General features: G+C 70.5%; 1 protein-coding gene. It reads left to right on the top strand.

Annotation, left to right across the window (positions count from 1 at the left end):
• Positions 1-46: 46 nt before the first annotated feature.
• On the top strand, positions 47-1,484 hold a 1,438-nt coding region (locus tag Mam01_RS35945; RefSeq protein ID WP_239101883.1), incomplete at its 3' end, for a condensation domain-containing protein.

The raw sequence follows: 1,484 nt of genomic DNA, 5'->3' as shown, positions 1-1,484 counted from the left end.
TGGAGACTCCCTGCGGGCCATGCGGCTGCTGGCTCGAATCAGGTCGGTGCTGAACGCCGAAGTCAGCATCCGCGGGCTGTTCGCCGAGCCGACCGTTGCCGGAGTGGCCCGGCTCATCGACGGCTCGGGTGAGACCCGTCGGGCGTTGACGCCGATGCCGCGGCCTGAGGTGCTGCCGCTGTCGTACGCCCAGCAGCGCATGTGGTTCCTCAGTCGGCTGGAGGAAGTCGGCGGCGGGGCGAACTACAACCTGCCACTGGCCCTGCGCCTGTCGGGTGATCTGGATATCACGGCCCTGGAGGCGGCCGTCGGCGACGTCGCCGACCGCCACGAGAGCCTGCGCACGATCTTCCCCGAGACCGATGGCGTACCTCGCCAGCACATCCTGGACGGGCCCGCCGGCAGGCCACCGCTGGTGGTCGTCGAGACCACCGCCGATCAGACCGGGGAGGTGCTGGCCGCCCAATCAAGCCGCGGCTTCGATTTGAGCGTCGAGCTGCCCTGGCGGGTGCGGCTGCTGGTGACGGGTCCTTCGGAGTACGTGCTGCTCATCGTGGCGCATCACATCGCGGTGGACGGCTGGTCGATGGGCGTCCTGGGCCGGGATCTGAGCACGGCGTACGCGGCTCGTCGCGAGGGCCGCGCGCCGGACTGGCAGCCGCTGCCGGTGCAGTACGCGGACTACGCGCTGTGGCAGCGAGAGGCGCTGGGCGACCTGGACGACCCGGCCAGCATGATCAGCGGCCAGCTCGCGTACTGGCGTCAGGCTTTGGAAGGAGCGCCGGAGGAGCTGGCGCTTCCGGCCGATCGGCCGCGTCCGGCGGCGTCGTCGTTCCGCGGCGGCAACGTACACCTGGAAGTGGACGCGCGGACCCATGCCCGGCTGGTGGAGCTGGCGCAGGGCGGAAACGCGACGATGTTCATGGTGGCCCACGCGGCGCTCGCGGTGCTGCTGGCGAAGGTCGGCGCGGGGAGCGACATCCCGATCGGTACGGCGATCGCCGGTCGCGGGGATGCCGCGCTGGAGGATCTGGCCGGGTTCTTCGTCAACACGCTCGTCCTTCGCACCGATCTGTCCGGCGACCCGTCGTTCGACGACGTGCTGGCGCGGGTGCGGGAGACCGATTTGGCCGCCTACGCCCATCAGGACGTCCCGTTCGAGCGCCTCGTGGAGGAGCTCAACCCGGCGCGTTCGCTGTCGCGCAACCCGCTCTTCCAGATCATGCTGGCCGTGCAGAACGCCACACCGCCCACGTGGAACCTGCCGGCTCTCCAGGTGTCCTCGGCGCAGCCCTCGTCCGAAGAAGTCGCCCGGTTCGATCTGTCGGTGACGCTGGTGGAGCGCCGGGACGAGGCCGGGGCTCCGGCCGGGCTGGGCGGTGGTGTCCTGTACGCCGCCGATCTGTTCGATGAGGAGACGGCTCAGGCGCTCGCACGGCGGTTGGTGCGGGTGCTGGAGCAGGTGGCTTCCGACCCCTCTGTAC

This window comes from Microbispora amethystogenes, from assembly GCF_016863015.1.
GTDB classification, from domain to species: domain Bacteria; phylum Actinomycetota; class Actinomycetes; order Streptosporangiales; family Streptosporangiaceae; genus Microbispora; species Microbispora amethystogenes.
This window is presented reverse-complemented; position numbering and strand designations above follow the sequence as displayed.